Below are 25211 nucleotides of genomic sequence, written 5' to 3'. Positions count from 1 at the left end.
GGCTCCTTACTGGTCGCCAGGCCCTTCGGGCCATAGCAACGGATTCGGGCTCGCGCGACGGTAGCCCGCATCGCTCATCAGCAGATCGAGCGTGAGGCTCGCCAGGTCGTCGGCCAGCGGCTCGAAGTCGAGGTCCTTCTCCTGATAGCCGATCTTGCGGTAGGTGTGGCATTCGTCGCACGATTCGGCCTTGAGTGCAGCATTGCCGCCTTCGATGCCGTGATACGCAATGCCCTTGGTCGAATCGCAGTGCGTGCACTTCACGCGCACCACGTGAGCCTCGGTGCCGCACAGGCCGCATTGCGCAAACCGGTAGCCCTGATACACGCCGCCGATCCGCACGATGCTGGCAACGGGCGGCGATCCGCACACGGGGCACGCGCCCGGTGCGTCGACATAGGGCACGTCGCGCACGTCGATGCGGCTCGCGAGGTCGGTCCACACCACCTGCAGCGCGGCCATGATGAACGGCGCGGTGGCGGGTGCGACTTCGGTATAGCGCTGGGCGAGAACCGCATCGGCCTGGGCGTCGAGTTGCGTATCGGTCATGGCGCGCAGCTCGCCCAGCACGTTCGCGAGCGCAGGCGCGACCGCCCCTGCGGCTTCGACCCGATCGGCGAGACGCAAGAGCACGGCGCGCCACTGCGGGTCGCGCTCGCCCGAAAGCGCCGGCAGAATCGGCATGGAGTGATGCTGCGCGTTCGCAATGGCTTCGCGCGAGGGCATGGACGCGCTGCAATGTTCGAGGGCCTCCTGCTGCGCGTCGACGAGCGCCGCCATGAGCCGCACGTAGCCGCCAATGGGGTTGTGGTCCGCGAGATGGCGCAGGCGCACGGCGCGCGTGCTGAAAAAGGCGACGCGTTCGGGCAGACGGATGCGCGGAATGGCCGAAGGATCGAGCGATTCGATTTGCTGCGGGTCGAGAATGCGTTGCGTCACGACGGGTCGGCTCCAGAACGGCTTCACAAAGAAAAAACCGCCGTGCCCTCGCGGGCGCCGGCGGTTTGCCGCTCGCGCCGCCACTGCCTAGGCCAAACGGCGCGGCAGGCGGCGCGCAGCCTGTGCCTTACTTGATGCTCTCGCGGAACCAGCGCGGATGATGCTTTCTCGCCCAGCCCCAGGTGACATAACCGCGCGTCATCGCGCCGATCGAGCCCTTCACCCATATCGCTGCATAAATATGAATGATGATTCCGCAGATCAGCACGAATGCCGCTACCGCATGCACCAACGCTGAGAGCCGGATAATTTCGATCGGAAAGTAGACCGAAAAATATCGCCGCCAGATCACGATGCCGCTCAAGAGCAACAGCACGAGGCAAACCACCATCACAAAGAATAACAGCTTCTGGCCCGCATTGTAGCGGCCGATCTCGGGCAGCCTGTCTTCGCGGTTGTTCAGCACGTCGTCCATCTGTTTCATCCACTGGATGTCGTCTTTGTCCAGATAGTTGTGATGCCAGAAGCGCAGCGCAAGAATCAGGAACGAGACGAACATCACCACGCCGATGAACGGGTGCAGAATGCGCGTCCACTGGCCGCCGCCGAGCACCGCGTACAGAAACGCCATGGCCGGGTGAAACATCGCGAGGCCCGAGAGCGCGAGCAGGATGAAACAGATTGCGGTGATCCAGTGGTTGCTGCGCTCGTTGGGCGTGTAGCGCTCGATCAGTTGCGGTTCATCGTCTTTCATCGCCGCGCTCCTCGGGGGGTTCGCCACGCATGCGCCGCGCCTCTTCGCGCGCAGCGGCTTCGTCTTCAGCCGTCACTTCGTTCGGGCCTACCCGCGTGTAATGGAAGAAACCGGCCAGTGCGGTGAGCGCCATGATGGCGAGCCCGATCGGCTTGGCCACGCCCTTCCAGATCCGCACCATCGGGCTGATGTGCGGATCCTGGGGCAGTCCGGCATAGAGCGACGGCCGGTCCGCATGATGCAGCACGTACATCACGTGCGTACCGCTCACGCCCGGCGGGTCATAAAGCCCGGCGTTCTCGAAGCCGCGCTCCTTGAGATCCACGATGCGCTCGGCCGCGTGCTGCTTCATGTCTTCCTTGGTGCCGAAGACGATCGCACCGGTCGGGCAGGTCTTCACGCATGCAGGCTCCTGCCCCACGGCCACGCGGTCCGAACAGAGCGTGCATTTATAGACGCGGCGTTCGCTCGACATGCGAGGAATATTGAACGGACAGCCGGTAATGCAATTGCCGCAGCCGATGCAGTTTTCCTGGTGGAAGTCGACGATGCCGTTCGTATACTGCACGATCGCGCCCGGCGCGGGACACGCCTTCAAACAGCCGGGGTCCTCGCAATGCATGCAGCCGTCCTTGCGGATCAGCCATTCGAGGTTGCCCTGCGAGTTCTCGTACTCGGTGAAGCGCATCACGGTCCACGAGTGCTCGGTTAGATCGTGCGGATTGTCGTAGACGCCCGTATTGACACCGATTTCGTCACGCAGATCGTTCCACTCCATGCACGCGGTCTGACACGCCTTGCAGCCGATGCATTTGGAAACGTCGATGAGCTTCGCGACCGTGCCCGTCACCGGCTCGCGCACGCCGGGCGGCTCCGAGGTGGTCGCGGAGAGGCGTTTGACGTCAAGTGATTGCCATGCCATGTCGTCGCCTCCCCTATGCCTTTTCGACCTTCACGAGGAACGACTTGAACTCGGGCGTCTGCGAATTGCCGTCGCCCACGGGCGGCGTGAGCGTATTCGTCAGATAGCCCGGGTGCGTGAGTCCCTTGAAGCCCCAGTGCAGCGGTACGCCAACCTGATGCACGGTCTTGCCCTCGATGGTCAGCGGCTTGATGCGCTTGGTGACCACCGCCACAGCGACCAGGTAGCCGCGATTGCTGGACACCTTCACGCGCTCGCCCGCCACCACGCCCACCTCCTTCGCGAGCGCCTCGCCGATCTCGACGAACTGCTGCGGCTGAATGATCGCGTTGAGCCGGGCGTGTTTCGTCCAGAAGTGGAAGTGCTCGGTCAGCCGGTACGTGGTCGCCACATGCGGGAACTGCTGCGCGGTGCCAAACGTCTTGCGGTCGTCGGGGAACACGCGCGCCGCCGGATTGCTCGTGGCGAGCGGGTTGTTCGGGTGGAACGGGTTATAGCCGAGCGGATTCTCGAACGGTTCGTAATGCTCAGGGAATGGACCTTCGTTCATGCCGTCGCGGGCGAAGAAACGCGCCACGCCCTCGGGGTTCATGATGAACGGCCCCATGCCCTGATCGGGTGCTTCGTCGACCTTGTAGTCGGGTATGTCCGCGCCCGCCCATGCGCTGCCGTTCCAGGCGATCAGCTTGCGGGTGGGATCGAAGGGCTTGCCCGCCACGTCGCACGAGGCACGGTTGTACAGCACGCGCCGGTTCGCCGGCCACGCCCAGGCCCAGTTGAGCGTCTGCCCGATACCCGTGGGGTCGTCGTTGTCGCGCCGGCCCATCTGGTTGCCCGCCTGGGTCCACGCGCCGCAGAAGATCCAGCAGCCGCTCGCGGTGGTGCCGTCGTCCTTCAACTGCGCGAAGGCCGCAAGCTGCTCGCCCTTCTTCACGAGCACCTTGGTGGGATCTTTCGCGTCGGTCAGGTCGGCGAGAGCACGGCCGTTGTACTCCCTCGCCAGTTCTTCCGGCGTGGGGCTCGCGGGATCCGAATACGGCCAGTCGAGCTTGACGATCGGATCGGGCAGCTTGCCGCCGTCCTTCTGATACGCGGCGCGGATGCGCAGGAACAGGCCCGACATGATCTCGAGGTCGCTCTTCGCCTCGCCCGGCGGCTCCGCGCCCTTCCAGTGCCACTGCAGCACGCGGCTCGAACTCACGAGCGAGCCGTTTTCTTCCGCAAAGCACGTAGTGGGCAAACGGAACACTTCGGTTTGAATCGACGCCGTATCGACATCGTTATAGTCGCCGTACTTCTTCCAGAACTCGGCCGTCTCGATGGCGAGCGGGTCCATGATCACGAGCCACTTGAGCTTGCTGAGCGCCGAGACGGTCTTGGCCTTGTTCGGGGAGGACGCCATGACGTTGAAGCCCTGGCAGATATAGCCGTTGACCTTGCCCTGATTCATCAGCTCGATGGTCTGCAGCAGGTCGTACGGCTTGTCGAGCTTGGGCAGCCAGTCGTAGCCCCAGTTGTTGTCCTTCGTGGCCGCATTGCCCCACCACGACTTCATGAAGCTCACGAAGAACGCGCCGTAATGCTGCCAGTAGCTGAGCTGGTTCGGCCGCATGGGCTGCGACGCGCGCTTCTTGATGTAGTCGTCGTAGTCCTGCTCCGCTTCGAACGGCAGCGTCATGTAGCCCGTGAGCAGGTTCGACATGAGCCCGAGGTCGGTCAGCCCCTGGATGTTCGAGTGACCGCGCAGCGCGTTCATGCCGCCGCCCGCAATGCCGATGTTGCCCAGCAGGAGCTGCACCATCGCGCCGGTGCGGATATTCTGCGAGCCGATCGAGTGATGGGTCCAGCCGAGCGCATACATGATCGTGGCCGCGCGGCCCGGCACGGCCGTGCTCGCCAGCATTTCGCACACCTTGAGGAATTTGTCCTTCGGCGTGCCGCACACTTTCTCGACCATCTCGGGCGTGTAGCGCGAGTAATGCTGCTTGAGCATCTGGTACACGCAGCGCGGATTCTGCAGCGTGTCGTCGGTCTTCACGAAGCCGTCGTCGCCGAGCTCGTAGTTCCACGACGACTTGTCCGGGTACGCATGCTTCTGCGCATCGTAGCCCGAGAAAATGCCGTCGTTGAACGCGAAGTCTTCGCGCACGATGAACGGGAAGTCCGTGAAGTTCTTCACGTACTCGTGCTGGATCTTGTCGTTGGTGAGCAGGTAGTTGATCACCGCGCCGAGGAAGGCGACGTCCGTGCCGGTTCGGATCGGCGCGTAGAAGTCCGCGACCGATGCCGTGCGCGTGAAGCGCGGATCCACCACGATGAGCCGCGCGCCGCGGTGCGCCTTCGCCTCCGTGACCCACTTGAAGCCGCACGGGTGCGCCTCGGCCGCATTGCCGCCCATCACCAGAATCACGTCCGCATTGCGAATGTCGACCCAATGGTTCGTCATCGCTCCACGGCCAAACGTCGGGGCAAGACCTGCCACCGTCGGGCCGTGTCAGACACGCGCCTGGTTGTCGAATGCGAGCAGGCCCATGCTGCGGGCCACTTTGTGCGTGAGATAGCCGACTTCGTTGCTGCCTGCCGATGCAGCCAGCATGCCCGTGGTCAACCAGCGGTTCACGGTCTTGCCGTCGGCGGTTTTCTCGACGAAGTTCGCGTCGCGATCTTCCTTCATCAGTTTCGCGATCCGGTCGAGCGCCTCATCCCACGAAATGCGTTTCCACTCGTTCGAGCCGGCCGCCCGGTACTCGGGGTACTTGAGGCGGCTCTCGCTATGAATGAAATCGATCAGGCTCGCGCCCTTCGGGCACAGCGTGCCGCGATTGACGGGGTGATCGGGATCGCCCTCGATATGGATGATGCTCGTCGTAGCATTCTTCGCGCCATCGCCGAGACCGTACATGAGGATCCCGCAACCAACCGAGCAGTACGGGCAGGTATTGCGGGTTTCAGTGGTGCGCGCCAGTTTGTATTGTCGGACCTCGGCAAGCGCGTTGTCGGGCGCGAAACCCATCAACGCGAGGCTGGAACCCGCCAGCGACGTTGCCGTGACCTTGAGGAACTGACGCCGGGACATCTGCAGCATGATTCGTCCTCGGCTTGGTTGTGGGTTTTTTCAGTATAAGACGTTTTGGGAGACGGATCGCGCTGGATGCTCGCGAGCGTTACACGCGTGCAGCGCGAGTTCGCCCGGGAACCATGCTTGCTAATATTGAATGGCGAAAGAGCCATCTTTGTGACGAAAACGAACCACTGAAGCACCACCGCGGGGCACCCCGTCATGTCAACGCTTTCCACCGAACGACTGCAGTCCGCCGCACGCAAGGAAGCGTCGTGGGTGGTGGGCGCGTTGCGCCAGTTCATCGCCAATCGCTGCCCGTCGCTCGCGGCGAGCATCGCGTTCTATTCGGCGTTTTCGCTCGCGCCGACGCTCGTGATGGTGATTGCCGTGGCGGGCTGGTTCTACGGCGTCGATGCCGCGCGCGGCGAACTTTTCCGCCAGGTCCACAACGTGCTCGGCGACGACGCGGCCGCGGGCATCACCACCATCGTGCAGAACGCGCACCGGGCGGGCGGCAAGGGCGGCGTCGCGGCAATCATTTCGCTCGCCCTGCTCGTGATCGGCGCGTCCGCAACCTTTTCCTCGCTCAATTCCGCGCTGAACATCGTCTGGCCGCCGGACGGGCAGCGTCCCTCCAGCGTGATGGCGCTCGTGCGCGTGCGGCTCATTTCGTTCAGCCTCGTGCTGGGCGTCGCGTTCCTGCTGATCGTCTCGCTCGTGCTCGACACGGCCATTACATTCGTCGGTCAGTGGCTCTGGGGCGATTCTCCTTATGTGATCATCGGCAACCTGATGCAGCTTGGCGTGGGGCTCGTGGTGCTGGCCGTCGCGTTCGGCGCCCTGCTGCGCTTCCTGCCCGACGCCAGGGTGCGCTGGCGCGACGCGATGGTGGGCGGCATCGTCGCGGCGGTGCTGTTCTCGACGGGCAAGAAGCTGTTCGCGCTCTATCTCGCGCACGCGGGCATGGCGACGGCCTTCGGCGCCGCCGGCTCGCTCGCGGTGCTGCTCATGTGGCTCTATTTTTCAGCGGCGGTGCTCCTGCTCGGCGCGGAGTTCTCGGCCGCTCGCGGGCGCATGCACGACCCGCGCGGCGCGTGGGGTTTCCTTGAGGAAACACCGCCCGGCAGCCGCGCCAAACTGGCCTCGGTGCTCGCCGCCTCCACCATCGTCGCGCGGCATGACACGAAGCGTGCGGACCGCCCCGCCGCTGCGCCAGCGCCGTCGGCCGTGCCGATCGGAAACGGCGGCGCAACCGCTGCGGCAATGCCTGCGGCCCTGGCGGCGGCCGTTTCGGCAGAAAAATCGACACGATCGGAAACGCCGCTCAGCGCAATCGGGCGCGCGAGCGCGCACGGCGGCGCGTTCGGAAGGCTGAAATCGGGGCTGCAGATCCGCCGCTCGGTCGTGCGCATGGAGGACAACGCCACCTACGCGGCCGCACTCACGCTGGTCCACGCGGGCCGCACGGTCGCCGCCGCCGACCGCTACGTGAAGCGCCACCCGTGGGGTTCGGTCCTGTTCGTCGCGAGCGCGGCGCTCGCCATGACGGCCGTCGGCAGGCGCCGGCATCCCAACGCCGCCGGGCCAATTGAGGCCGCCACCAAAGGTCGCAGTAAGGCGAAAAAATAACGGTTGTTTACGGAACTTTTATCAAAAACAACAATAATGCTCGATCAACAATCCAATATTCCTTAAAACGGCATAATCGACGGAGGCCCCGTCTGACAAGGGGTTCTGGCCGGTGTCAGGTTTTCGCGACAATCTTTATTTTTTCATTTCAGGTCGCCTGGCCTGCTGCGTTATTCTCCAACGCGCAACAACTACACAATTTCTGCGTGGAGAAAACAGAATGAAACGAGTCGCTCTCTCGACCCTCTCGCTGGCCCTCTTGGCCGCAGCTGGCACCGCGCACGCTCAGAACAGCGTGACCCTCTATGGTGTGATCGACGAATCGATCCAGTTCGCGCACAACACCGGCCCGGTCGGCGGCGCAGCAGGGAACAAGAATTTCTGGGGCCTCGCTGGCGGCAACCTGTCGGGCAACCGCTGGGGCCTGAAGGGCACGGAAGATCTGGGCGGCGGCATGAAGGCGATTTTCCAATTGGAAAACGGCTTTGACATCAACACCGGCAAGCTCGGCCAAGGCAGCAAGATGTTCGGCCGTCAAGCCTATGTTGGCCTGACGCACGAACAGTTCGGTACGGTCACGCTCGGCCGCCAGTACGACCCGCTGGTCGACATGGTCCAGCCGCTGACCGCCGACAACTACTTCGGCAGCACGTTCACGACGCCGGGTGACGTCGACAACAACGACAACAGCTCGCGTACGAACAGCGCCATCAAGTACGTCTCGCCGAACATCCAGGGCTTCCAGTTCGAAGGCATGTACGCGCTGGGCGGCGTGGCTGGCGCAACGGGCTCGGGTCAGAGCTGGGGCGCAGCGGCTACGTACGGCATCGGCTCGTTCAACATTGCCGGCGGCTACTTCCGCATGGACAACTCGGCGTCGGCAGTTGCCCGCACCGGCTGGTCGTCGACCGCAACGTCGGACTCGATGTTCGGCGACAACCAGATCACCGCTGGCTACAACACGGCGAGTTCGGTCGGTATCGCTTCGATTGCAGCGCAATACGTCGCTGGTCCGTTCACGTTCAGCGGCCGTTACAGCAACGTTCAGATGCGTCGCGACAGCGCTTCGTTGTTCGCTTCGAACCAGCGTTTCAACGTCGCGGGCGGCTTCGTCGGCTACCAGCTGAACCCGGCCCTGTTGCTCGGCCTCGGCTACACCTGGACGCACGGCGCTGGCGACACGTCGAACACGTACAACCAGGTTTCGCTTGGCGCGGACTACAACCTGTCGAAGCGAACCGACCTGTACGCTGTTGCGGCTTACCAGCACGCCAACGGCACGCAGCGCAACGCGGACGGCACGACGACGACGGCTGGCGCAGCAATCGGCTCGTACAGCTTCAACTCGTCGTCGAGCTCGCAGGAAATCGTCAGCCTGGGCATCCGCCACAAGTTCTAAGCAACGCTTCATTCCGGGCCTCGGCCCGGCGCCGGAACTGGCTGACGAGCCATTCCGGCGCAGCGAGCAAGACCACGCAGCTAAAAACGACACGCTGCACAAACCAGCCTCGGGCGCAAGCCCTGGCTGGTTTTTTTATGCCCGCGGGGTTTTAGAAGCGATCCTCCAGGGCGTGTTCGCGCACAGCCGCGCCTTGCGCCGTTTACACGCCATTTACACGGACGAAAGGTTCAGCGCAGCCGCGCCAGCGCGGCGGCGGCGTGCCACACGAACGCGTCGCCCAGCGCCGTCGCTGCGCGCTGCGTGCCGCGCACGACATGGAGCGCGCCCGACAGCGTGGGCGTGAAGCGCTTCACGCTCACCCGCACGCTCGCATGCTGGGCGGTCAGCGCGTCGACGAGCGCGATGCCCATCCCCGCTTCCACCATCGCCACGACCGATTGCGCGAGCGCCGCTTCGACGCCGGGCTCGCACGCCACCCCGCATTCGGCAAAGTGCCGGTCGATGGACAGACGCGCCTCGCTCGCCGCGGCAAACGAAATGAAACGTTCGCCCGCGCAGTCTTGTGCATGAATCACGCGTTTGCGCGCGAGCCGGTGTCCGCGCGGCACGATGCAGCGCAGCGGCCATTCGCCCAGATACTCGAGACGCGCGCCAGGATGCGCGACGGCTTGCGCGACGAAGCCGAGATCGCAGCGTTGCGCCGCCACGCGCTCGGCAATATCCGCGGCTTCGCCAGTCAGCAGTTCGAAATCGACACCTTCGTGCTCGCTCGCAAACGCGGCGGCCACGCGCGGCAGGAAGTCGGCGCAAAGATCGGCTGAAGCCGCAACGCGCACGATGCCGCGCCGTTGCGCGCGAATCTGCGCGGCCGCCTGGGCCACGCGCTCGAAGCCGAAGAACGCGCGCTCGACTTCGTCTTGCAGCGTCTGGGCCTCGACGGTCGGCAGCAAACGCCCCTGGCGCCGCTCGAAAAGTGCGAACCCCATCTTTGCTTCGAAGTCGGCAAGCAAACGGCTCACCGCGGGCTGCGAAACGCCGAGCGCCTGTGCCGCGCGCGTGACGGTGCGCCACTGCATCAACGCGCGAAACGCTTCCACCTGGCGCAAACTGAGGTCGGCTGTCTGCATAACACTGTGTTATGAATATTCGAATTAATGGGTCCACGGCATCGTTTACATACGATGCAGATGACGATTATTCCTGAATGATTGGGACATGATACCGGATGTCTGCCATAACATAAGGACATAGCATGGCAGCGCCCGTGCGCATTGCACGCACCAAATGAAAAATCCCCGCGGGCTCGACGCCTACGGGGATTTTTTGGTACTGACGGGAAGCCGCTACCCGAAGGCCGCGGCTTCAAGCGCAATCAGGCTGCTGCTGCGTCCTTCAGCTTCTTCAGGGCGCGCGCCTTGATGCGGACCGATGCGGGCTTCGCCGGGAACCAGCGCTCTTCACCCGTGAACGGATCCTTGCCGAAGCGCTTCTTCTTCGCCGGCACGGCCTGGACGACGATCTTCAGAAGGCCCGACAGCGTGAATTCGCCAGCGCCCTTCTTGTGGACCGAACCGAGGATCGTGTCTTCCAGCGCGGCGAGCACGGCCTTGGCAGCCTTCGGCTCGACGCCTGCACGTTCAGCGACGTGGGTAGCCAGCGAGGCCTTCGTGAAGGTGTCCTTGATCGGCGACGGTGCGCCGGACGCCTTCACGGCGACCTTCTTAGCTGCGGCCGTCTTGGTGGCGGGCGCTTTCTTTGCGGCAACCTTCTTGGCCGGGGCAGCTGCCTTTTTTGCGGCCACTTTCTTTGCGGAAGTCGGCATGTTTCTCCTACCAGTGTTGGTCAGTGAATCGAAGAAGCACTGCGGAATGCACGTGCTTCAACGGCGGATTCTACATACGCGCAAGCGTTTTGCGTGAAGCTTTTGCATTGTCGTTACGATTTTGTTGCGCGGCGCTGACTCCCGATCACATTTTGACGCCTGTTTACAGGGGTAAACGTGCACCTGGCGCAGCCGGATCACTGACGGACGACACGCTTCGGTCGGCGCGGCGTACGGCGCGTTCGTCAGGAAAGCGCCATACGTATGGCGTTTTTGCACGATTTCGGCTGCCGCGCCGGTGTCGCCGCGACGCCAGGATGCAGTCAAAGCGTGGGCAGCAGCGTGGCGAGCGACGTCAGCGCGGCGTCGATACGCTCTGCGTCGACCCCACCGTAACCGAACAGAAAACCGCTCTGCACAGGTGCTTCGAGATGAAACGGCGCGAGCGGATGCAGCCCGATCGACGCGCGGCGCGCGGCCTGCGCCACCGCTGCGGCGTCGAGCGGCGCGACGAGCCGCGCCGCCAGGTGCAACCCCGCCGTGTTCGGTTCGACGGCTTCGAGCCACGGCGCGAGCGGTCCGCGCAGATGCGCGAGCAGCACGTCGCGGCGCTGCGCGTACATCTGATGCATGCGCCGCAAATAACGCGCGAAATGGCCGTTGAGCATGAAGTCGGCGAGCGCCGTCTGCGTGAGCACGCAGCCGTGGGCGTCGCCGATCTGCCGTGCGCGGGCGAGCGGCGCGGCCAGCGCGGCAGGCGGCACCATGTAGCCCACGCGCAGTTCGGGGAAGATGGTCTTCGAAAACGTGCCGACGTAGGCCACGAAGCCGGCGTTGTCGAGGCTCTTGAGCGGCTCCATCGAGCGGCCCTCGAAGCGGTATTCACAGTCGTAGTCGTCTTCGATCACGAGCGCGCCGCACGCCTGCGCCCATTCGAGCAGTGCGACGCGCCGCTCGAGACTCAGCGGCATGCCGAGCGGGAACTGGTGTGAGGGCGTCACGTACACGAGCCGCGCCGACTTCGGCAGCCGCGCGACGACGAGCCCGTCGCGATCCACCGGCACCGGCACGACCTTCGCGCCCGAGATAGCCTTCGGCGAGCAGGCGTTCGAAGACGTCGAGCGAGGTCTTGCGCGAAACGCCGAGCTGCAAGGCGAGATCGCGCGTGGACGGCAGGCGGGTGCCGCCGGCCAGCCGGCCATCGACGATGCTGTCGCGTAGCTGGCGATAGATCTGGCCCGCGAGGTCGCGGCGGCCCGACACGGTGACGTGGAGTTCCATGATGATGCTGCAGGTAGCGCTCGACGAGGGTGAAAGTGGTCACCCGAAATATTGCCAGAATGGCTATGTGAACGCGCCAGCGCAACGCCTAAAGTGCCCCTGTGGTGACGCAATTCGCAAGTTCAACGCATCGTTGTCAGCCTCGCTGTCGACGACTGCGCCACGAAATTCAACTCGACAGGTGAACGCTCATGCAAGCACGTCTGGATTTCTACAAGGCCAACCCGGAAAACACGAAGGCCATGATTGCGCTCGAAGAGCGCGCGAGCAAAAGCTCGATCGAAAAGCCCCTCGCGGAACTGGTGCGCCTGCGCGCTTCGCAGATCAACGGCTGCGCCTATTGCGTGGACATGCACACCGCGGATGCGCGCAAAGGCGGCGAAACCGATCGCCGGCTCGCCACGGTATCGGTGTGGCGCGAAACGCCGTTCTTCACCGAGCGCGAACGTGCGGCGCTCGAATGGACCGAATCGGTCACGCTGCTCGCGCAAACGCACGTGCCCGACGAAGTGTGGGAACGCGTGAAGCCGCATTTTAGTGATCAGGAGATCGCCGACCTCACGCTGCTGATCATCGCGATCAACGGCTGGAACCGCATCGCGGTGACGTTCCGCAAGCTGCCGGCCTGAGTTCGAAGCAGCAAACGCGCCGCGTTCAGCTGCCACAAATTAAGCGGCGGCTGAACGCGGCGCAGGTACCGGTCACCGAGTGCTTCCCGATTGCGGCTCGCGCGCCGCTGGCAGTTTTTGCGCGGTTTTTGGCATGGTTGTGGACCGGGGCGAGATTAGAGTGATTTCCGCATCATCGGCACACCGTCGACCCTTTTCGACCGTCCAACCTTGACCGGGAACACTACATGGCACTGCAGATCGGATTTCTCGCATTTCCCAACGTTCAACAGCTCGACCTGACCGGTCCGTACGACGTGCTCGCCTCGATGCCGGACAGCCGGGCGCGGCTCATCTGGAAGACGCGCGATCCGGTGCGCTCGAGCACCGGCCTCATGCTCACGCCCGACACGACCTTCGAGGACTGCCCGGCGCTCGACGTGATCTGCGTGCCGGGCGGCAGCGGCGTCTCCCAGCTGATTCCCGACGACGAGACGCTCGCGTTCCTGCGCCGCCAGGCGAGCACGGCGCGCTACGTCACCTCGGTTTGCACGGGTGCGCTCGTACTCGGCGCGGCCGGGCTGCTGCGCGGCCGCCGCGCGACCACGCACTGGGCCTTCCACGAACTGCTGGAGCCGCTCGGCACGCTGCCCGTGAAAGCGCGCGTGGTGCGCGACGGGAACCTGCTGACCGGCGGCGGCATCACCGCGGGTATCGATTTCGCATTGACGCTAGCCGCCGAGCTGATCGGCGACGAAGCCGCCCAGGCGCTCCAGCTCGAACTCGAGTACGCGCCCGCGCCGCCGTTCGATGCGGGCGATCCCGCCAGCGCGCCGCGCGCGATCGTGGAAAGGTTGCGCGCGCAGACAGCCGCGTCGCTCGCCGCACGCGCACGCATAGTCGCGGCAGCGGCCGCGAAGCTCGGCGCCTGAACGCCCGATGAGGCCGCCGGGCTTAGCCGCCGCGGTTGCCGGCAAGCCAGGGTCAGCGCTTGCTACCGTCTTTGGTGGGGATCGATTACATTGAGGGACGGGCGCACCGCAGCCGTTGGCGCCCATCCTCCCAGCCCTGGGCAAGTCGTTCAAATCAACATTAGGGGAATCAATGCGCTCCACCACCAGCAAGCTGACTCTCGCCGCGGCTACCGCCGCATTCCTGATCGGCGTTGCCGCGCCGGCGTTCGCTCAAACGGAAGCCAGCGCACCCGCCGCCGCCGCGGCCTCGCAACCGCTCACGAAGGAACAGAAAGCACAGGCCAAGGCTCAAGCCAAAGCGCAGCGCAAGGCCGAGCGCAAGCAGGCTCGCGCGAAGAACAATGCCGAGTTGAAGAAGCTGGAAGACGCGGGCTACAAGCCGGCGCTGAACGACCCGAACTATCCGCAGAACCTGCAGGACGCACAGAAGAAAGCTAACGCTGCGGCTGGCGCCAGCCAGTAATTCGCGTCAGCGGCCGTTTTAACCGGCTGTTTTGCCGGTTAAAACGCCTTCACCCTCAACTCGCCCGCATCACCCGCAGCATGCTGCAACGCTGCGCTTCCCCGCCTTCACGTTCGCGCGCTCCCGCTGTACACACTAAACGCTTCATCAGTCGAATGGCAGTACCATCCGCGAAGCGAATGCGCTGACTCGTTCGCAAGCCGCCACACCGCCGCTTTTCGACGCGGTATGTGCTCTGCCAGAAGCGACACGCGAGCCATGCCGCGTGCATGCCCAACATGGAGTCATCGCCATGAATGCACCCCAGCCAGCCGCCAATGCGAGCGCCGCGCCGCAGAAAAAGGGCATACCCGCGGGCCTGAGCGCGGGCGTGATCGCGCTCGTCGTCGTGCTGCTGCTGCCCCTGCCCGATAGCCTCCCGCCGGCCGGCCAGCGCATGCTCGCCATCCTCGCGTTCGCCGTGGTCGTGTGGCTCACCGAAGCCGTATCGTACGAAGCGAGCGCCATCATCATCACCTCGCTCATGGCGTTTCTCGTGGGCACCGCGCCCACCATCGAAAACCCCGCTGTCGATTACGGCACCAACAAAGCCATCAGCATGGCGCTCGCGGGCTTCTCCAATTCCGCGCTCGCGCTCGTGGCCGGCGCCCTCTTCATCTCCGCGGCGATGACCGTCACCGGGCTCGACCGGCGCATTGCGCTCGTCACGCTCTCGCTGATCGGCACCACCACGCGGCGCATCCTGATCGGCGCGGTCGCCGTGACCATCGTGCTCTCGCTCGTGGTGCCGAGCGCTACCGCGCGCAGCGCCTGCGTCGTGCCGATCATGGTGGGCGTGATCTCGGCGTTCGGCGTGGACAAGCGCTCGAACATCGCGGCGGGCATCATGATCGTGGTCGCGCAAGCGACGAGCATCTGGAACGTCGGCATCCAGACCGCCGCCGCACAGAATCTGCTGACCGTGGGCTTCATGGACAAGATGCTCGGCGCACGTGTCACGTGGCTCGACTGGCTCATTGCGGGCGCGCCCTGGGCGATCGTGATGTCGGCGGCGCTGCTCTTCATCGTGCTGAAGATGCTGCCGCCCGAAGCCGACGCCATCGCGGGCGGCAAGGAAGCCGTCGAAACCTCGCTGCGCGAACTCGGCCCCATGACGGGCCCGCAAAAACGCCTGCTCGGGGTGTCCATCGGCCTGCTGCTGTTCTGGGCGACCGAAGGCAAGCTGCACCCGTTCGACACCACCTCCGTCACTTACGTGGGGCTCGTGCTGCTGCTGTTGCCGCGCTTTGGCGTGATGGACTGGAAGACCGTGCAAAGCCGCATTCCGTGGGGCACGGTGATCGTGTTCGGCGTGGGCATCAGCCTCGGCACGGCGCTGCTCACGACGAAGGCGGGCCAATGGCTCGGCGACCTCGTCGCGCATCACACGGGGCTCGACACCGCCACCCCGTTCATGGCTTTCGCGATTCTCTCGGCCTTCCTCATCCTCATCCACCTCGGATTTGCGAGCGCAACGGCGCTCGCCTCCGCGATGCTGCCGATTCTCGTGTCGGTGCTGCAGTCCATGCAGGGCGACTTCAACCGGCTCGGTCTCACCATGCTGCTCGGCTACGTCGTGAGCTTCGGCTTCATCCTGCCGATCAACGCGCCGCAAAACATGGTGTGCCTCGCCACCGAAACGTTCACGGCGAAGCAGTTCGCGCGCGTGGGCATCGTGCTGACCGTCGTCGGCTACGTGTTGCTGCTGCTGTTCGCCGCGACGTGGTGGCGCTGGCTGGGCTGGATCTGAACGCTGCACCCGAATGCTGCACGGTTAGCAAGGAGCCGCTCATGGAAGTCAAGATCGACGACGCACACCGCTTCGCCACGGCCGTGCTCACGAACGTCTCGGTGCCCGAAGACATCGCCGCCGACGTGGCCGACCATCTGATCGAATCCGACCGCGTGGGCTACGCGAGCCACGGCCTGTCGATCCTGCCGAATTACAAGCGCGTGCTGGCCGCGGGTTTCGTCACCGCCGACGGCCGCGCCGAGCGTGTCGTCGACCGCGGCAGCCTGATCGGCTATGACGGCCACAGCGGCTTCGGCCAGCACGTCGGCAAGGTCGTGATGGAAGACGCGATCGCTCGCGCGCGCGAACATGGCCAGTGCATCGTGACGCTGCGCCATAGCCATCACCTGGGGCGCATGGGCCACTACGGCGAAATGGTCGCGGCGCAGGGCTACGTGCTGCTCGCCTTCACCAACGTGGTGAATCGCGCGCCGACCGTCGCGCCGTTCGGCGGGCGCGAGCCCCGGCTCACGACCAACCCGCTGTGCTTCGCGGGTCCGCTGCCGGGCGGGCGGCCGCCCTTCGTCGTGGATATCGCCACGAGCGCCATCGCCGTGAACAAGGCGCGCGTGCTCGCCGAAAACGGCCTGCCGGCACCCGACGGCTCGGTGATCGACGCGAACGGCCAGCCGAGCACCGACCCCAACGTGCTGTTCGCCGACCCGCCCGGCGCGCTGCTGCCGTTCGGTCTGCACAAGGGCTATGCGCTCGGCCTCGTGGCGGAACTGCTCGCGGGCGTGCTCTCGGGCGGCGGCACGATCCATCCGGACAACCCGCGCAATGGCGTGGCGACCAACAATTTGTTCGCGCTGGTGCTCGATCCGCAGGTGGATTTCAACACGACGTGGCGCTCGCAGGAAGTCGAATCGTTCCTCGACTATCTGCTCAGCTGCCCGCCGCAGGATCCGGCGCAGCCGGTCCAATACCCCGGCCAGTACGAAGCGGAAAATCGCGCGCGGCACATGCAGACGATCACGCTGCCCGACTCCGTGAGAAAGCCTTTCGCCGATATCGCCAACGAACTGGCCATCGCGCCGCTCACGGCGATTTGAGGCTGTCCAACGCGACGCTGTAAACATAAAGGCCGCGCGAGCCCTTTGGGACTCGCGCGGCCGTTTCATGCGTTGCGCTTACCTCACACGGCAACCGCGCCCACGTAGTTTTCGGCCATCGCCGTCGCGGCGGCGCGCGACGTGGTGACGTGCTCCAGTTCCGCAACCTGCAGGCGCTGCTCGAACGGCGTGGCGTCGTCGAGGCGGTGCATCATGCGCGTCATCCAGTACGAGAAGTGCTCGGCGCGCCAGATGCGGCGCAGCGCCGTTTCGCTGTAGCCGTCGAGCAGATCGGTGCGGCCTTCCTGGTAGAACGCCACCAGCGCCGCGGTCAGCACGCGCACGTCCGCCACCGCGAGATTGAGGCCCTTCGCGCCGGTCGGCGGCACGATGTGCGCCGCGTCGCCCGCGAGAAAGAGGCGGCCGTGCTGCATCGTGTTCGTAACGAAGCTGCGCATGCCCACGATGTTTTTCTGGAAGATCTTGCCTTCCAGCACCTGGTGACCTTCGCGCGAATCGACGCGCGCGTGCAGCTCGGCCCAGATGCGATCGTCGGACCAGTTGTCGACGTTGTCCTTCGGATCGCACTGGAAATACATGCGCTGCACGTTCGGCGAGCGCGTGCTGACGAGCGCGAAGCCGCGCTCGTGCCGCGCGTAGATCAGCTCGTCGGAGGTGGGTGGCGCCTCGACGAGAATGCCGAACCAGCCGAACGGGAACACGCGCTCGTAGTCCTGGCGCAGCGCCGCCGGAATCGAGGCGCGCGACACGCCGTGGAAACCGTCGCAGCCGATCACGTAGTCGCAGTGCAGCTCGTGCGCCTCGCCTTCGTGCATGAAGCGGATCGACGGCGTGCTGGTCTCGACGCCGTGAATCGACGTGTCCGAGACATTGAAGAAGAGCTTGCCGTCCGCGGCCACGCGCGCGGCCACGAGGTCCTTGAGCACTTCGTGCTGCGCGTAGACGGTAATGGCTTTGCCCGTGAGGCCCATGAGATCGATGCGCCGGCGCTTGCCTTCGAACGCAAGTTCGAAGCCGTGATGCAGCGCGCCTTCGGCCTGCATGCGGGCGCCGACGCCCGCTTCGGTGAGCACGTCCATCGTGCCTTGCTCGAGCACGCCGGCGCGAATGGTCGATTCGATCTGCTCGCGGCCACGCAGCTCGAGCACGACCGAGTCGATGCCACGCAAATGCAGAAGATGGGAAAGAAGCAGGCCCGCGGGCCCGGCGCCGATGATACCAACCTGAGTGCGCATGAGATGTCTCCTGATGCGGCGTTGCTTGAATTGATTTTTCGCAAGTTTCGCCGCTGCACCCGTTATCGCGCAACGCGATATGAAGAATATGCACTATCCCGATTTCGAATAGCGACGCAGTTGCCAGCCGCCTCGCCAGCCCGCTGCGCGGAACGGAAATTGCTCTTGGACACGCTTCGCCTGCGCTCCTGGTTCGCGCGGGCGCGCTCTTCGCCCATCAAAAACATCAAGGCCATGTCTTTCCCGTTCCGCTCCCGCACGCCCGAATCCACCACGAAATCCCGCCCCATCCCGTTTGCCGCCACGCTCGCCGCCGCGTTGTGCCTTGCCTGGCCGCTCGCGCAAACCGCCCAGGCCGCCGACGCCGCAGCCTCCGCCAGCACGCCCGGCGCCGCGCAGGAATTACAAACGCCGGCGCGATCGGCAAAGCCGGTTCGCTCGCCGGCTCAGCATGACGCGGTAAAAGAAAGCCAGCCCGCCACACCCGCCGACCTCTACGGCCGCCTCTATCACGACGTGCAGCTCGCACAGATCTTCCCCGACAGCAAGACGTTTGCCGACATGCTGCCCAACGAGCGCCCGAGCCAGATCACGGCGGCCTACGAGCGCTGGCGCCAGCAGCACGCAGGGCTGCACGACAACGCCGCGCGCAAGGCCGCGCTCACGCAGTTCGTGAACCAGTCCTTCACGGCCCCGGCGCAAACCGAAGACCACTACGTCTCCGATCCGAACCAGGATGTCGTCGGCCACATCGACACGCTCTGGAACGTGCTGAGCCGCCGCCCCGACGCAAAGCCGAATCCGTATTCGTCGCTGCTGCCGCTGCCTTTTGCGTACGTCGTGCCGGGCGGGCGCTTCAACGAAATTTACTACTGGGATTCGTACTTCATCATGCTCGGCCTGGAAGCGAGCGGCCGCCACGAACTCGCGCTCGACGAGCTGAACAACTTCGCCGCGCTGATCGACCGCTACGGCCATATCGCGAACGGCAATCGCACCTACTACCTGAGCCGCTCGCAGCCGCCGTTTTTCGCGCAGATGGTGAGCCTCGTCGCGCAGAAAGACGGCGACGCCGTGTACCTCCATTACCTGCCGCAACTACGCAAGGAATACGACTACTGGATGGCCGGCGCGCAGACGCTCAAGCCCGGCCACGCCGCGCGCCACCTCGTGCGCCTGCCCGACGGCACGCTGCTGAACCGCTACTGGGACGCGCGCAACCGTCCGCGCGACGAGTCGTACCGCGAGGACATCCTGACCGCGCGCGCCACGCCGCAGCGCGACGCCTCGGACCTCTGGCGCAACCTGCGCGCGGGCGCGGAAACGGGCTGGGACTACAGCTCGCGCTGGCTCGCCGACGGCCACACGCTCTCGACCATCGACGTGACCTCGCTCGCGCCGGTCGACCTCAATTCGCTGATGGTGATCCTCGAACGCACGCTCGCGAAGGCCTACGGCCTGCAGGGCGACGCGCGCGAGGCCGAGCTGATGACGAAGCGCGCGCAACAACGCGCCGACGCCATCGACCGCGTGCTGTGGGACCCGCAACTGCATGCGTACAGCGACTACGACTTCGTGCACCATACGCTCACGCACCGGCTCACGGCGGCGACCGTTTACCCGCTCTATGCGGGCGTCGCGACGAAAGCCCAGGCGCAGGACGTGGCCGCCGCGCTGCGCGCCGGACTGCTGCGCCCCGGCGGCCTCGCCACCACCCAGGTGGCGACCGGCCAGCAATGGGACGAGCCGAACGGCTGGGCGCCGCTGCAATATCTCGCGGTCATGGGGCTGCGCCGCTATGGCGAGCAGGACCTCGCGCAGGAAATCGCCACGCGCTGGATCACCACGAATCTCGCCTACTACACCCGCACGCACAAGCTCGTTGACCATGGAAGTATAACATGCGCAGATACCCCCAAAGCCTTGTGCCATAAGGGTTTGGGGGAAACAGGGGGCAAGTTGGTCGAAAAATACGATGTGAGCGTTGCGCCTGGAAACGCGTCGACGGCAGGCGGCGGCGAGTACCCGTTGCAGGACGGCTTTGGCTGGACCAACGGCGTCCTGCGCGTGCTGCTCCAGATGTATCCGCAAACCACCACGCCCGCAGCCACGACGGCACCTGAGAGGCCAGCGCACGCATCGCCGTAATGCACGCGTCTCGCCATCGAGCCCGGCAGGTTGCTGAAATATTCGTCTTGCAGAGTGTGCGAAAGCCATTCTCGGGCGTGGCCTACTCCTTACCCACGTCGCGCGAGCGGCTTGTAGGGCTTCCTATGCAGTCGGCAACTTTTCGCGCGCCTATCGCCGGAAGTACGTCAGTCCGCTAAATCGAAAGCGAGCGATCTGCGGCTGTCGAAGCCGCCGCACGGTCAGAGTGTACGGAAGCGCACGCGGCCACTGAGATTTGCGCGCCCAGGGCGATGCACATGCTAGCATTTGTCCGATGAGTGACTGATCTCTGGAGGCGCATGTACAAAGGTACGCGTCACACTGGAAGCACATGGAGCTACAAGACTAGCTCGGTGAGTTCCTCCTCGTTCAATGGCGAGGAGGAATGTCGGGCCATCGTTTCGAAATGCAAAAGCACGTTTGTCGCCCTCAGGCTTCTGCGTGACGAAGATTTCGTACAGATAGCCCCGAATACGAAAACGGCACCGCTCACCACGACCGTTGGCACTCGTATGCGCCGAGGTCGCGAGCGGCTTGAAGAGCTTAAGGTTCCACAAGCGCTGATTTTTGCCGCACCCTCCTACCTGCTTATTGCGCCGAAGCTAGATGGACTGCTCGCACGCATGAGCAAAATGAACGTCAACGAGTTGCCGTCCGAGCTGCGAGGCTTGCACGCACATTTTCTCCAAAACCCATCGGCATTAGACCGTCGCCCCCAGGGTCCTCAGTCACAAACGTTGTTCCGCGTTACGAAGGACGGAAAACGCACGGCATTTACGGTCCCGTCAGGTGGCGAAATTGGTCTTAACCGCTCACGCAGAGAGTCTGTCACTTCCCAACGTCCTCATGCAGCGCCGGAGAAAACACCCTCTCGCATTCCGGCGGTTGTTCCGCAACGCTCGACTGCGGTTCAGAAAGAGTCGCCTCCCATCGTTGACACGATTTTTCGAGGTGACCTGAAACCCACCTCAGCCCAAAAAGCTGTCCTAGACTCCCTTTTTTCTGGTCCGCTTACCCTCAAGGCGCTGCTTAAGAACTCGGCCCATAAGCCGCACACGCCCCACGAGGCGTCATTGTTCTTATTGCAGCATCGCAAGGAACTTGAGCCTTATCTTTTTACGCGCAACCGCAGCGACTCAGTTGACTTGCTGAAGCGACTCATCAGTCAGTGGGCGTCCCGCATCCCGACGGTGATAGAGCTTCAATTTTCCAGTGACTGCTTCCTCTCACCATCGAATCAGATTTCGCTGCCGATTCCCCGACTCAGCGCCGTAGCCGTTCACAACGAAACCAGGTTGATCGAAGCGCGACATCGCGCGCAGTCGTGCTACAAACCTGCCTTCGCACTCGTTCACTCGACGCTCGGCTATCTCATAGAGATAGTTTTCCAGTCTCGGGGTAGTCGGCCGCCCGATTACCCTGCGCTCGAAGTTGAGAAGACCCGCCTGCCTGTGCCCCGCGAAGTTGAGAAGCCACCCCGGAAAAAGGCAAATCGCGCGGAACCGGCGAGTGAACGGCTGGATGTTGAAAACTTCGTCGCGCTTTTTGGAGCCCTGGACCAGAGGCGGGCGAACGAGACTCGAATCGCGCAGGAATTCGTAAAGCCAGATTTTGGCGCGCTCGAGGGCAAAGCCATGCAGGGCGGTCTACCTTCGCTAGGAAAACGGAGAAAATAGCCGAGCCCACCATGGCAAAAAACGATCAAGAAGAACAGTTTGAAAAGCTGATGTCCTCAAACCTCGGACGCGTTCTCGACTTCATCAAGTTTGCAGAGACAAAAAATGCGGCATTACTTACGTTCTGCTCAGCCTGGCTGCTTGGAATTGCAAGCCTGTTGTCCTCTGGGAAGAAGGTGCCCGAGTTCGTCAACAGTGGGCTTCGCCTGTCCTTTATATTCTTCGCGATAGGCGCGCTCTTTGCTATTGCATCGTTCGTACCGAAGCTTTCTATCAAGGCGATTCTGAAATCGCCTCCTGCGACGTCCAATATGCTGTTCTTTGGCGACATCGCAAAGATGACTTTCGAGGCGTTTTCAAAAAACTCAGCCGCTCGCTACTTTCCCGAAATCGATCATTCTACAACTGACGGTTACATCACTGACCTATCAGCGCAGATTTTTATAAATAGCCGCATCGCCTCAAGGAAAATGCGCCTTTTTAACTGGGGAGCGCGCTGCATCTTCGTCGCGCTGGTTATGCTGGTTGCTCCGGCGGCGGGGCAAATACTGTGATCAACAATAATGAACCTTAATGAACTCCGCGTCACAATTGAAGACGAGGTTGAGGCGATTCTCTCTTCAAGGTTCGCCATTAACGTGACCAGTACGCAGACAGTTCCTCATTCCGATGATGGTGCAATTACATTTCCCAATCTCGATGAGATGCGGCAATCATGCAAAATCGTTGAGACTTGTGTTTTATTCATAGATATTCGTCGCTCGACTGAACTGAACCTACAACATAGACCCCAGACGGTATCTCGCCTTTATTCGTCGTTTGTTCGGGCAATGGTCCGATGTGCGGAGCAATACAATGGACACGTCCGGGGGATCATCGGCGACCGCTTAATGGTCATCTTCGACGTTGCGGATTGCTTCACGAACGCGGTCCGAACCGCACAAGCGATGAATACCGTTTCGTCCCGGATCATCAACCGCCATTTTAGGCAGAATGAGGTCTCGTGCGGGATCGGAATTGACTTTGGCCGCATGCTAGTGACAAAAACCGGGTTCCGACGTCATGGAGTCGAGAGACATAATTACAGGTCACTGGTTTGGCTGGGGCGCCCAGCAAACGTCGCCTCGAAACTGACCGATATTGCGAATAAGAATGCCACGTTCCGAGAAGAACCGGCTGTCAATGTTGGACGACACTATCCGTTGACCAATCAGTTCTCGTGGAACACAGAATCAGTTCAAGACTTTATAAGCGGCTTGAAGAGCGAATATTTTCTGCCGAACGTTAATCTATTTACCCACTCCGACCAGTACGTGTTTGCTGCGCATCCGACTACCCGAACGGTACAGGTTAGCCAGAAATCGCCCCCAATACTTATGACAAGGGTTGTGTACGACGGCTATCGCGCGAAACACCCAACCGAAAATTCTATCGTGAATCATTGGTACAAACGCTGTTACGTTTCCGTACCTGGCTACGATGACGCAGTATTTGGCGGTGACGTCATATTAACTGACTTGGCGCCCGCTCCCAACTAGCCTTCGTATTCGGTGCTGCTCGGATCGATCCCGCTGAACACCAGACGAGCGATAGTTCACGTTGTTGGTCCGGTCGTTGAGGGGCCTTATAGGTCGAAAATACGAGACACAGTGATAGTTTAAATCCATGAATCCAGAAATCGACTTCACCAAGGACTATAGCTACGACGTCTCGGTATCCCACACCGAACTCGGGGAACTAGGGAATGGCAGGCTCACTTTCGGGCCGGGCAAAGGCACGACCGTCCAATTCAGATTAAGCAGCATCAAGCTCACCGACCGACAAGCACTCGATGAGGTTCACGCAGTCACTGAGGACGGTCAAAGATTTACCCTCTTTGACTGCCTGTTTGAGCAACTGTTCCTCTCATGCGAATACGTTGTTAGCACAGAAACTCCCGATGCTTTCGTTCTCGCTGAAATAGAGGTTCTGGACGTATCGCCGTGGTTCTTTGAGTACCAGCGCATGAGTGGCGAGCCCGGAGCACAGATCAAGTGGCATAACACACCCGACGAGATAAGTGCGAGCCTAACGCTTGATGGCAATGACCTTGCCGTCAAGGCTTACCCACGTACCGACATCGTTCAGACCGACGACGGGCATTTGATCAAGGATTCAGTGCTCTTTAGCATTGAAAGCGCTTCCCCCTTAAGCATAGATAGCGTGAGACGATACACCCTCGATTTGCTGGCTCTCTTGAGCATACTCCTTGGAACGCCAGCCTCTATCGCGAGTGTTGTTGTCAAGTCTAGTACAGATCGCACTGGATACGCATTCTTTCCATTTTACAAACGCGAACCGGACATGGACGCTCGTAGAAAGAGCGGGATGGACTTTTTCATCAAAAAGTCAATTTTTGAAGACAACTGGCAAAGCATAGTCCAAAATTTCTATGCATCAAAGTTGCGCGATCCGCTATGGTTGCGGCTCTCTGGAATGAAGCGATATAACGACTTTTGGGAATACAAGGTCCTCGGCTATGTCACCCTGTGGGAAGCATATGTCTCATCTCAAACACAAAATCTTGGCAAGAAGAATATTCCAATACCAAAGAAGGCAGTCAAGATTTTTCGCGAGAAGATAGATAAAAATAATTTCGCCCTAACGCCCGATCAGGCCACGGGAGTGAAGGATTTGGCAGACTCAATATTCCAGACTCGGGAATACACACTTCAAGAGAAAACTGAGATCGTCCTGTCTCACGCCGACGCCGATATAATCGGAATCATTGACCTGCCTCCAGACGCCTTTGCCACGCTAAGAAAGATCCGAGACGAGATAGCACACGGGGATATCATCACCGTCCCGGCAGATGAGCAGCCTCTCCTGTCCATTCGTATCGAGAAGCTCACGCTGCTATTGACGTACTTCGCATTTGTTGAGCTTGGGCTGAAAAAGGACGACTTTCTCGTATGTCTAAAAAGGACATGGAACAGAATGGTCAGGGGTGCCAATCTAAATGAGGCACGCCTAGACAAGGTCATGGGGACAGCCGAGTTCATTACCCTGTCCACAGAAAACCTCCTTGCGTTACAGCCACTAGCTAACGGACAGGCGTTTCGCTGTTTCTACAGGAGCGAGAATGGGGTGATTACCTTTTCCCAAGAAGACACGAAGGCTTACCTCGCCAAGCTCCATTCAAAAGCAGTGGGCAACAATCCGAACTACAGCGAGATATTCGACAACTACAAAAAGAAAATCCGACTGATACCCAACCTGTACTTTGAGGACGAACAGCACCATCTTCATTTCAGCGGAGTGTTCCTCTTCGAGTGATGCCAGTTTGTATCCGCTGAAAGTGCGGCAGCCCCGGTCTAAGCAGGTCTAAGCCTC

General features: G+C 62.4%; 19 protein-coding genes and 1 pseudogene. 12 read left to right on the top strand and 8 right to left on the bottom strand.

Annotation, left to right across the window (positions count from 1 at the left end):
- Nucleotides 1–6 precede the first annotated feature (6 nt).
- From fdhE to fdnG, 4 genes are all read right to left on the bottom strand, one after another.
- Nucleotides 7–939, bottom strand: coding sequence for a formate dehydrogenase accessory protein FdhE (gene fdhE / locus AB4Y40_RS23245; RefSeq protein ID WP_368689765.1), 933 nt, complete (start codon nucleotides 937–939; stop codon nucleotides 7–9).
- 127 nt (nucleotides 940–1066) lie between these two features.
- On the bottom strand, nucleotides 1067–1693 hold the full coding sequence (locus AB4Y40_RS23240; RefSeq protein WP_368689764.1) for a formate dehydrogenase subunit gamma: 627 nt from the start codon (nucleotides 1691–1693) through the stop codon (nucleotides 1067–1069).
- Nucleotides 1680–2615 (bottom strand): formate dehydrogenase subunit beta, encoded by a 936-nt coding sequence (fdxH, locus tag AB4Y40_RS23235; RefSeq protein ID WP_368689763.1) that lies wholly within the window; start codon nucleotides 2613–2615, stop codon nucleotides 1680–1682. The genes AB4Y40_RS23240 and fdxH overlap by 14 nt, the downstream gene beginning before the upstream one ends.
- A gap of 13 nt (nucleotides 2616–2628) precedes the next feature.
- Nucleotides 2629–5700, bottom strand: coding sequence for a formate dehydrogenase-N subunit alpha (gene fdnG / locus AB4Y40_RS23230; protein ID WP_368689762.1), 3072 nt, complete (start codon nucleotides 5698–5700; stop codon nucleotides 2629–2631).
- Between the two features lie 195 nt (nucleotides 5701–5895).
- Here fdnG and AB4Y40_RS23225 point away from each other — a divergent pair, with 195 nt between their 5' ends.
- Nucleotides 5896–7305 carry a YihY/virulence factor BrkB family protein gene (locus tag AB4Y40_RS23225; protein WP_368689761.1) on the top strand — a complete coding sequence of 470 codons (1410 nt, stop codon included), beginning with the start codon at nucleotides 5896–5898 and terminating at the stop codon, nucleotides 7303–7305.
- A 220-nt stretch (nucleotides 7306–7525) separates the two neighbouring features.
- Nucleotides 7526–8704 (top strand): porin, encoded by a 1179-nt coding sequence (locus tag AB4Y40_RS23220; RefSeq protein WP_368689760.1) that lies wholly within the window; start codon nucleotides 7526–7528, stop codon nucleotides 8702–8704.
- Between the two features lie 230 nt (nucleotides 8705–8934).
- On the opposite strand, the gene AB4Y40_RS23215 is transcribed toward AB4Y40_RS23220, so the two are convergent.
- From AB4Y40_RS23215 to AB4Y40_RS23205, 3 genes and pseudogenes are all read right to left on the bottom strand, one after another.
- Nucleotides 8935–9834, bottom strand: a complete 900-nt coding sequence (locus AB4Y40_RS23215) for a LysR substrate-binding domain-containing protein (RefSeq protein ID WP_368689759.1) — start codon at nucleotides 9832–9834, stop codon at nucleotides 8935–8937.
- Nucleotides 9835–10079: 245 nt separating this feature from the next.
- Nucleotides 10080–10529 carry an HU family DNA-binding protein gene (locus tag AB4Y40_RS23210; RefSeq protein WP_368689758.1) on the bottom strand — a complete coding sequence of 150 codons (450 nt, stop codon included), beginning with the start codon at nucleotides 10527–10529 and terminating at the stop codon, nucleotides 10080–10082.
- 323 nt (nucleotides 10530–10852) lie between these two features.
- Nucleotides 10853–11810: pseudogene (locus AB4Y40_RS23205) on the bottom strand (PLP-dependent aminotransferase family protein).
- A gap of 191 nt (nucleotides 11811–12001) precedes the next feature.
- Here AB4Y40_RS23205 and AB4Y40_RS23200 point away from each other — a divergent pair.
- The 5 genes from AB4Y40_RS23200 to AB4Y40_RS23180 all read left to right on the top strand — a co-directional run bounded on the left by AB4Y40_RS23200 (nucleotide 12002) and on the right by AB4Y40_RS23180 (nucleotide 16738).
- Nucleotides 12002–12439, top strand: a complete 438-nt coding sequence (locus tag AB4Y40_RS23200) for a carboxymuconolactone decarboxylase family protein (RefSeq protein WP_368689757.1) — start codon at nucleotides 12002–12004, stop codon at nucleotides 12437–12439.
- Between the two features lie 227 nt (nucleotides 12440–12666).
- Entirely contained in the window at nucleotides 12667–13350 is a 684-nt protein-coding gene (locus AB4Y40_RS23195; RefSeq protein WP_368689756.1) for a DJ-1/PfpI family protein, read from the top strand.
- Between the two features lie 172 nt (nucleotides 13351–13522).
- Entirely contained in the window at nucleotides 13523–13855 is a 333-nt protein-coding gene (locus AB4Y40_RS23190; RefSeq protein WP_254318105.1) for a DUF4148 domain-containing protein, read from the top strand.
- Between the two features lie 292 nt (nucleotides 13856–14147).
- Nucleotides 14148–15644 carry a DASS family sodium-coupled anion symporter gene (locus AB4Y40_RS23185; RefSeq protein ID WP_368689755.1) on the top strand — a complete coding sequence of 499 codons (1497 nt, stop codon included), beginning with the start codon at nucleotides 14148–14150 and terminating at the stop codon, nucleotides 15642–15644.
- A gap of 41 nt (nucleotides 15645–15685) precedes the next feature.
- A complete protein-coding gene (locus AB4Y40_RS23180) occupies nucleotides 15686–16738 on the top strand; it encodes an Ldh family oxidoreductase (protein WP_368689754.1) in 1053 nt (350 codons plus the stop codon).
- A gap of 83 nt (nucleotides 16739–16821) precedes the next feature.
- Here AB4Y40_RS23180 and AB4Y40_RS23175 read toward each other — a convergent pair whose 3' ends face one another.
- Nucleotides 16822–17994 carry a 4-hydroxybenzoate 3-monooxygenase gene (locus tag AB4Y40_RS23175; RefSeq protein ID WP_368689753.1) on the bottom strand — a complete coding sequence of 391 codons (1173 nt, stop codon included), beginning with the start codon at nucleotides 17992–17994 and terminating at the stop codon, nucleotides 16822–16824.
- A 234-nt stretch (nucleotides 17995–18228) separates the two neighbouring features.
- Between AB4Y40_RS23175 and treF the strand changes: the two genes are divergently transcribed.
- The 5 genes from treF (at nucleotide 18229) to AB4Y40_RS23150 (ending at nucleotide 25154) form a co-directional block, all read left to right on the top strand.
- Nucleotides 18229–20142, top strand: a complete 1914-nt coding sequence (treF, locus tag AB4Y40_RS23170; protein WP_368689867.1) for an alpha,alpha-trehalase TreF — start codon at nucleotides 18229–18231, stop codon at nucleotides 20140–20142.
- Between the two features lie 374 nt (nucleotides 20143–20516).
- Entirely contained in the window at nucleotides 20517–21839 is a 1323-nt protein-coding gene (locus AB4Y40_RS23165; protein ID WP_368689752.1) for a hypothetical protein, read from the top strand.
- An 11-nt stretch (nucleotides 21840–21850) separates the two neighbouring features.
- Complete coding sequence (locus AB4Y40_RS23160; RefSeq protein WP_368689751.1) at nucleotides 21851–22393, top strand: Pycsar system effector family protein; 543 nt, start codon at nucleotides 21851–21853, stop codon at nucleotides 22391–22393.
- A 9-nt stretch (nucleotides 22394–22402) separates the two neighbouring features.
- Complete coding sequence (locus tag AB4Y40_RS23155; RefSeq protein WP_368689750.1) at nucleotides 22403–23377, top strand: adenylate/guanylate cyclase domain-containing protein; 975 nt, start codon at nucleotides 22403–22405, stop codon at nucleotides 23375–23377.
- Between the two features lie 127 nt (nucleotides 23378–23504).
- Complete coding sequence (locus AB4Y40_RS23150; RefSeq protein WP_368689749.1) at nucleotides 23505–25154, top strand: HEPN domain-containing protein; 1650 nt, start codon at nucleotides 23505–23507, stop codon at nucleotides 25152–25154.
- Nucleotides 25155–25211: the final 57 nt, after the last annotated feature.

The sequence above is a fragment of the Paraburkholderia sp. EG287B genome (genome assembly GCF_040965595.1).
Classification (GTDB): domain Bacteria; phylum Pseudomonadota; class Gammaproteobacteria; order Burkholderiales; family Burkholderiaceae; genus Paraburkholderia.
This window is presented reverse-complemented; position numbering and strand designations above follow the sequence as displayed.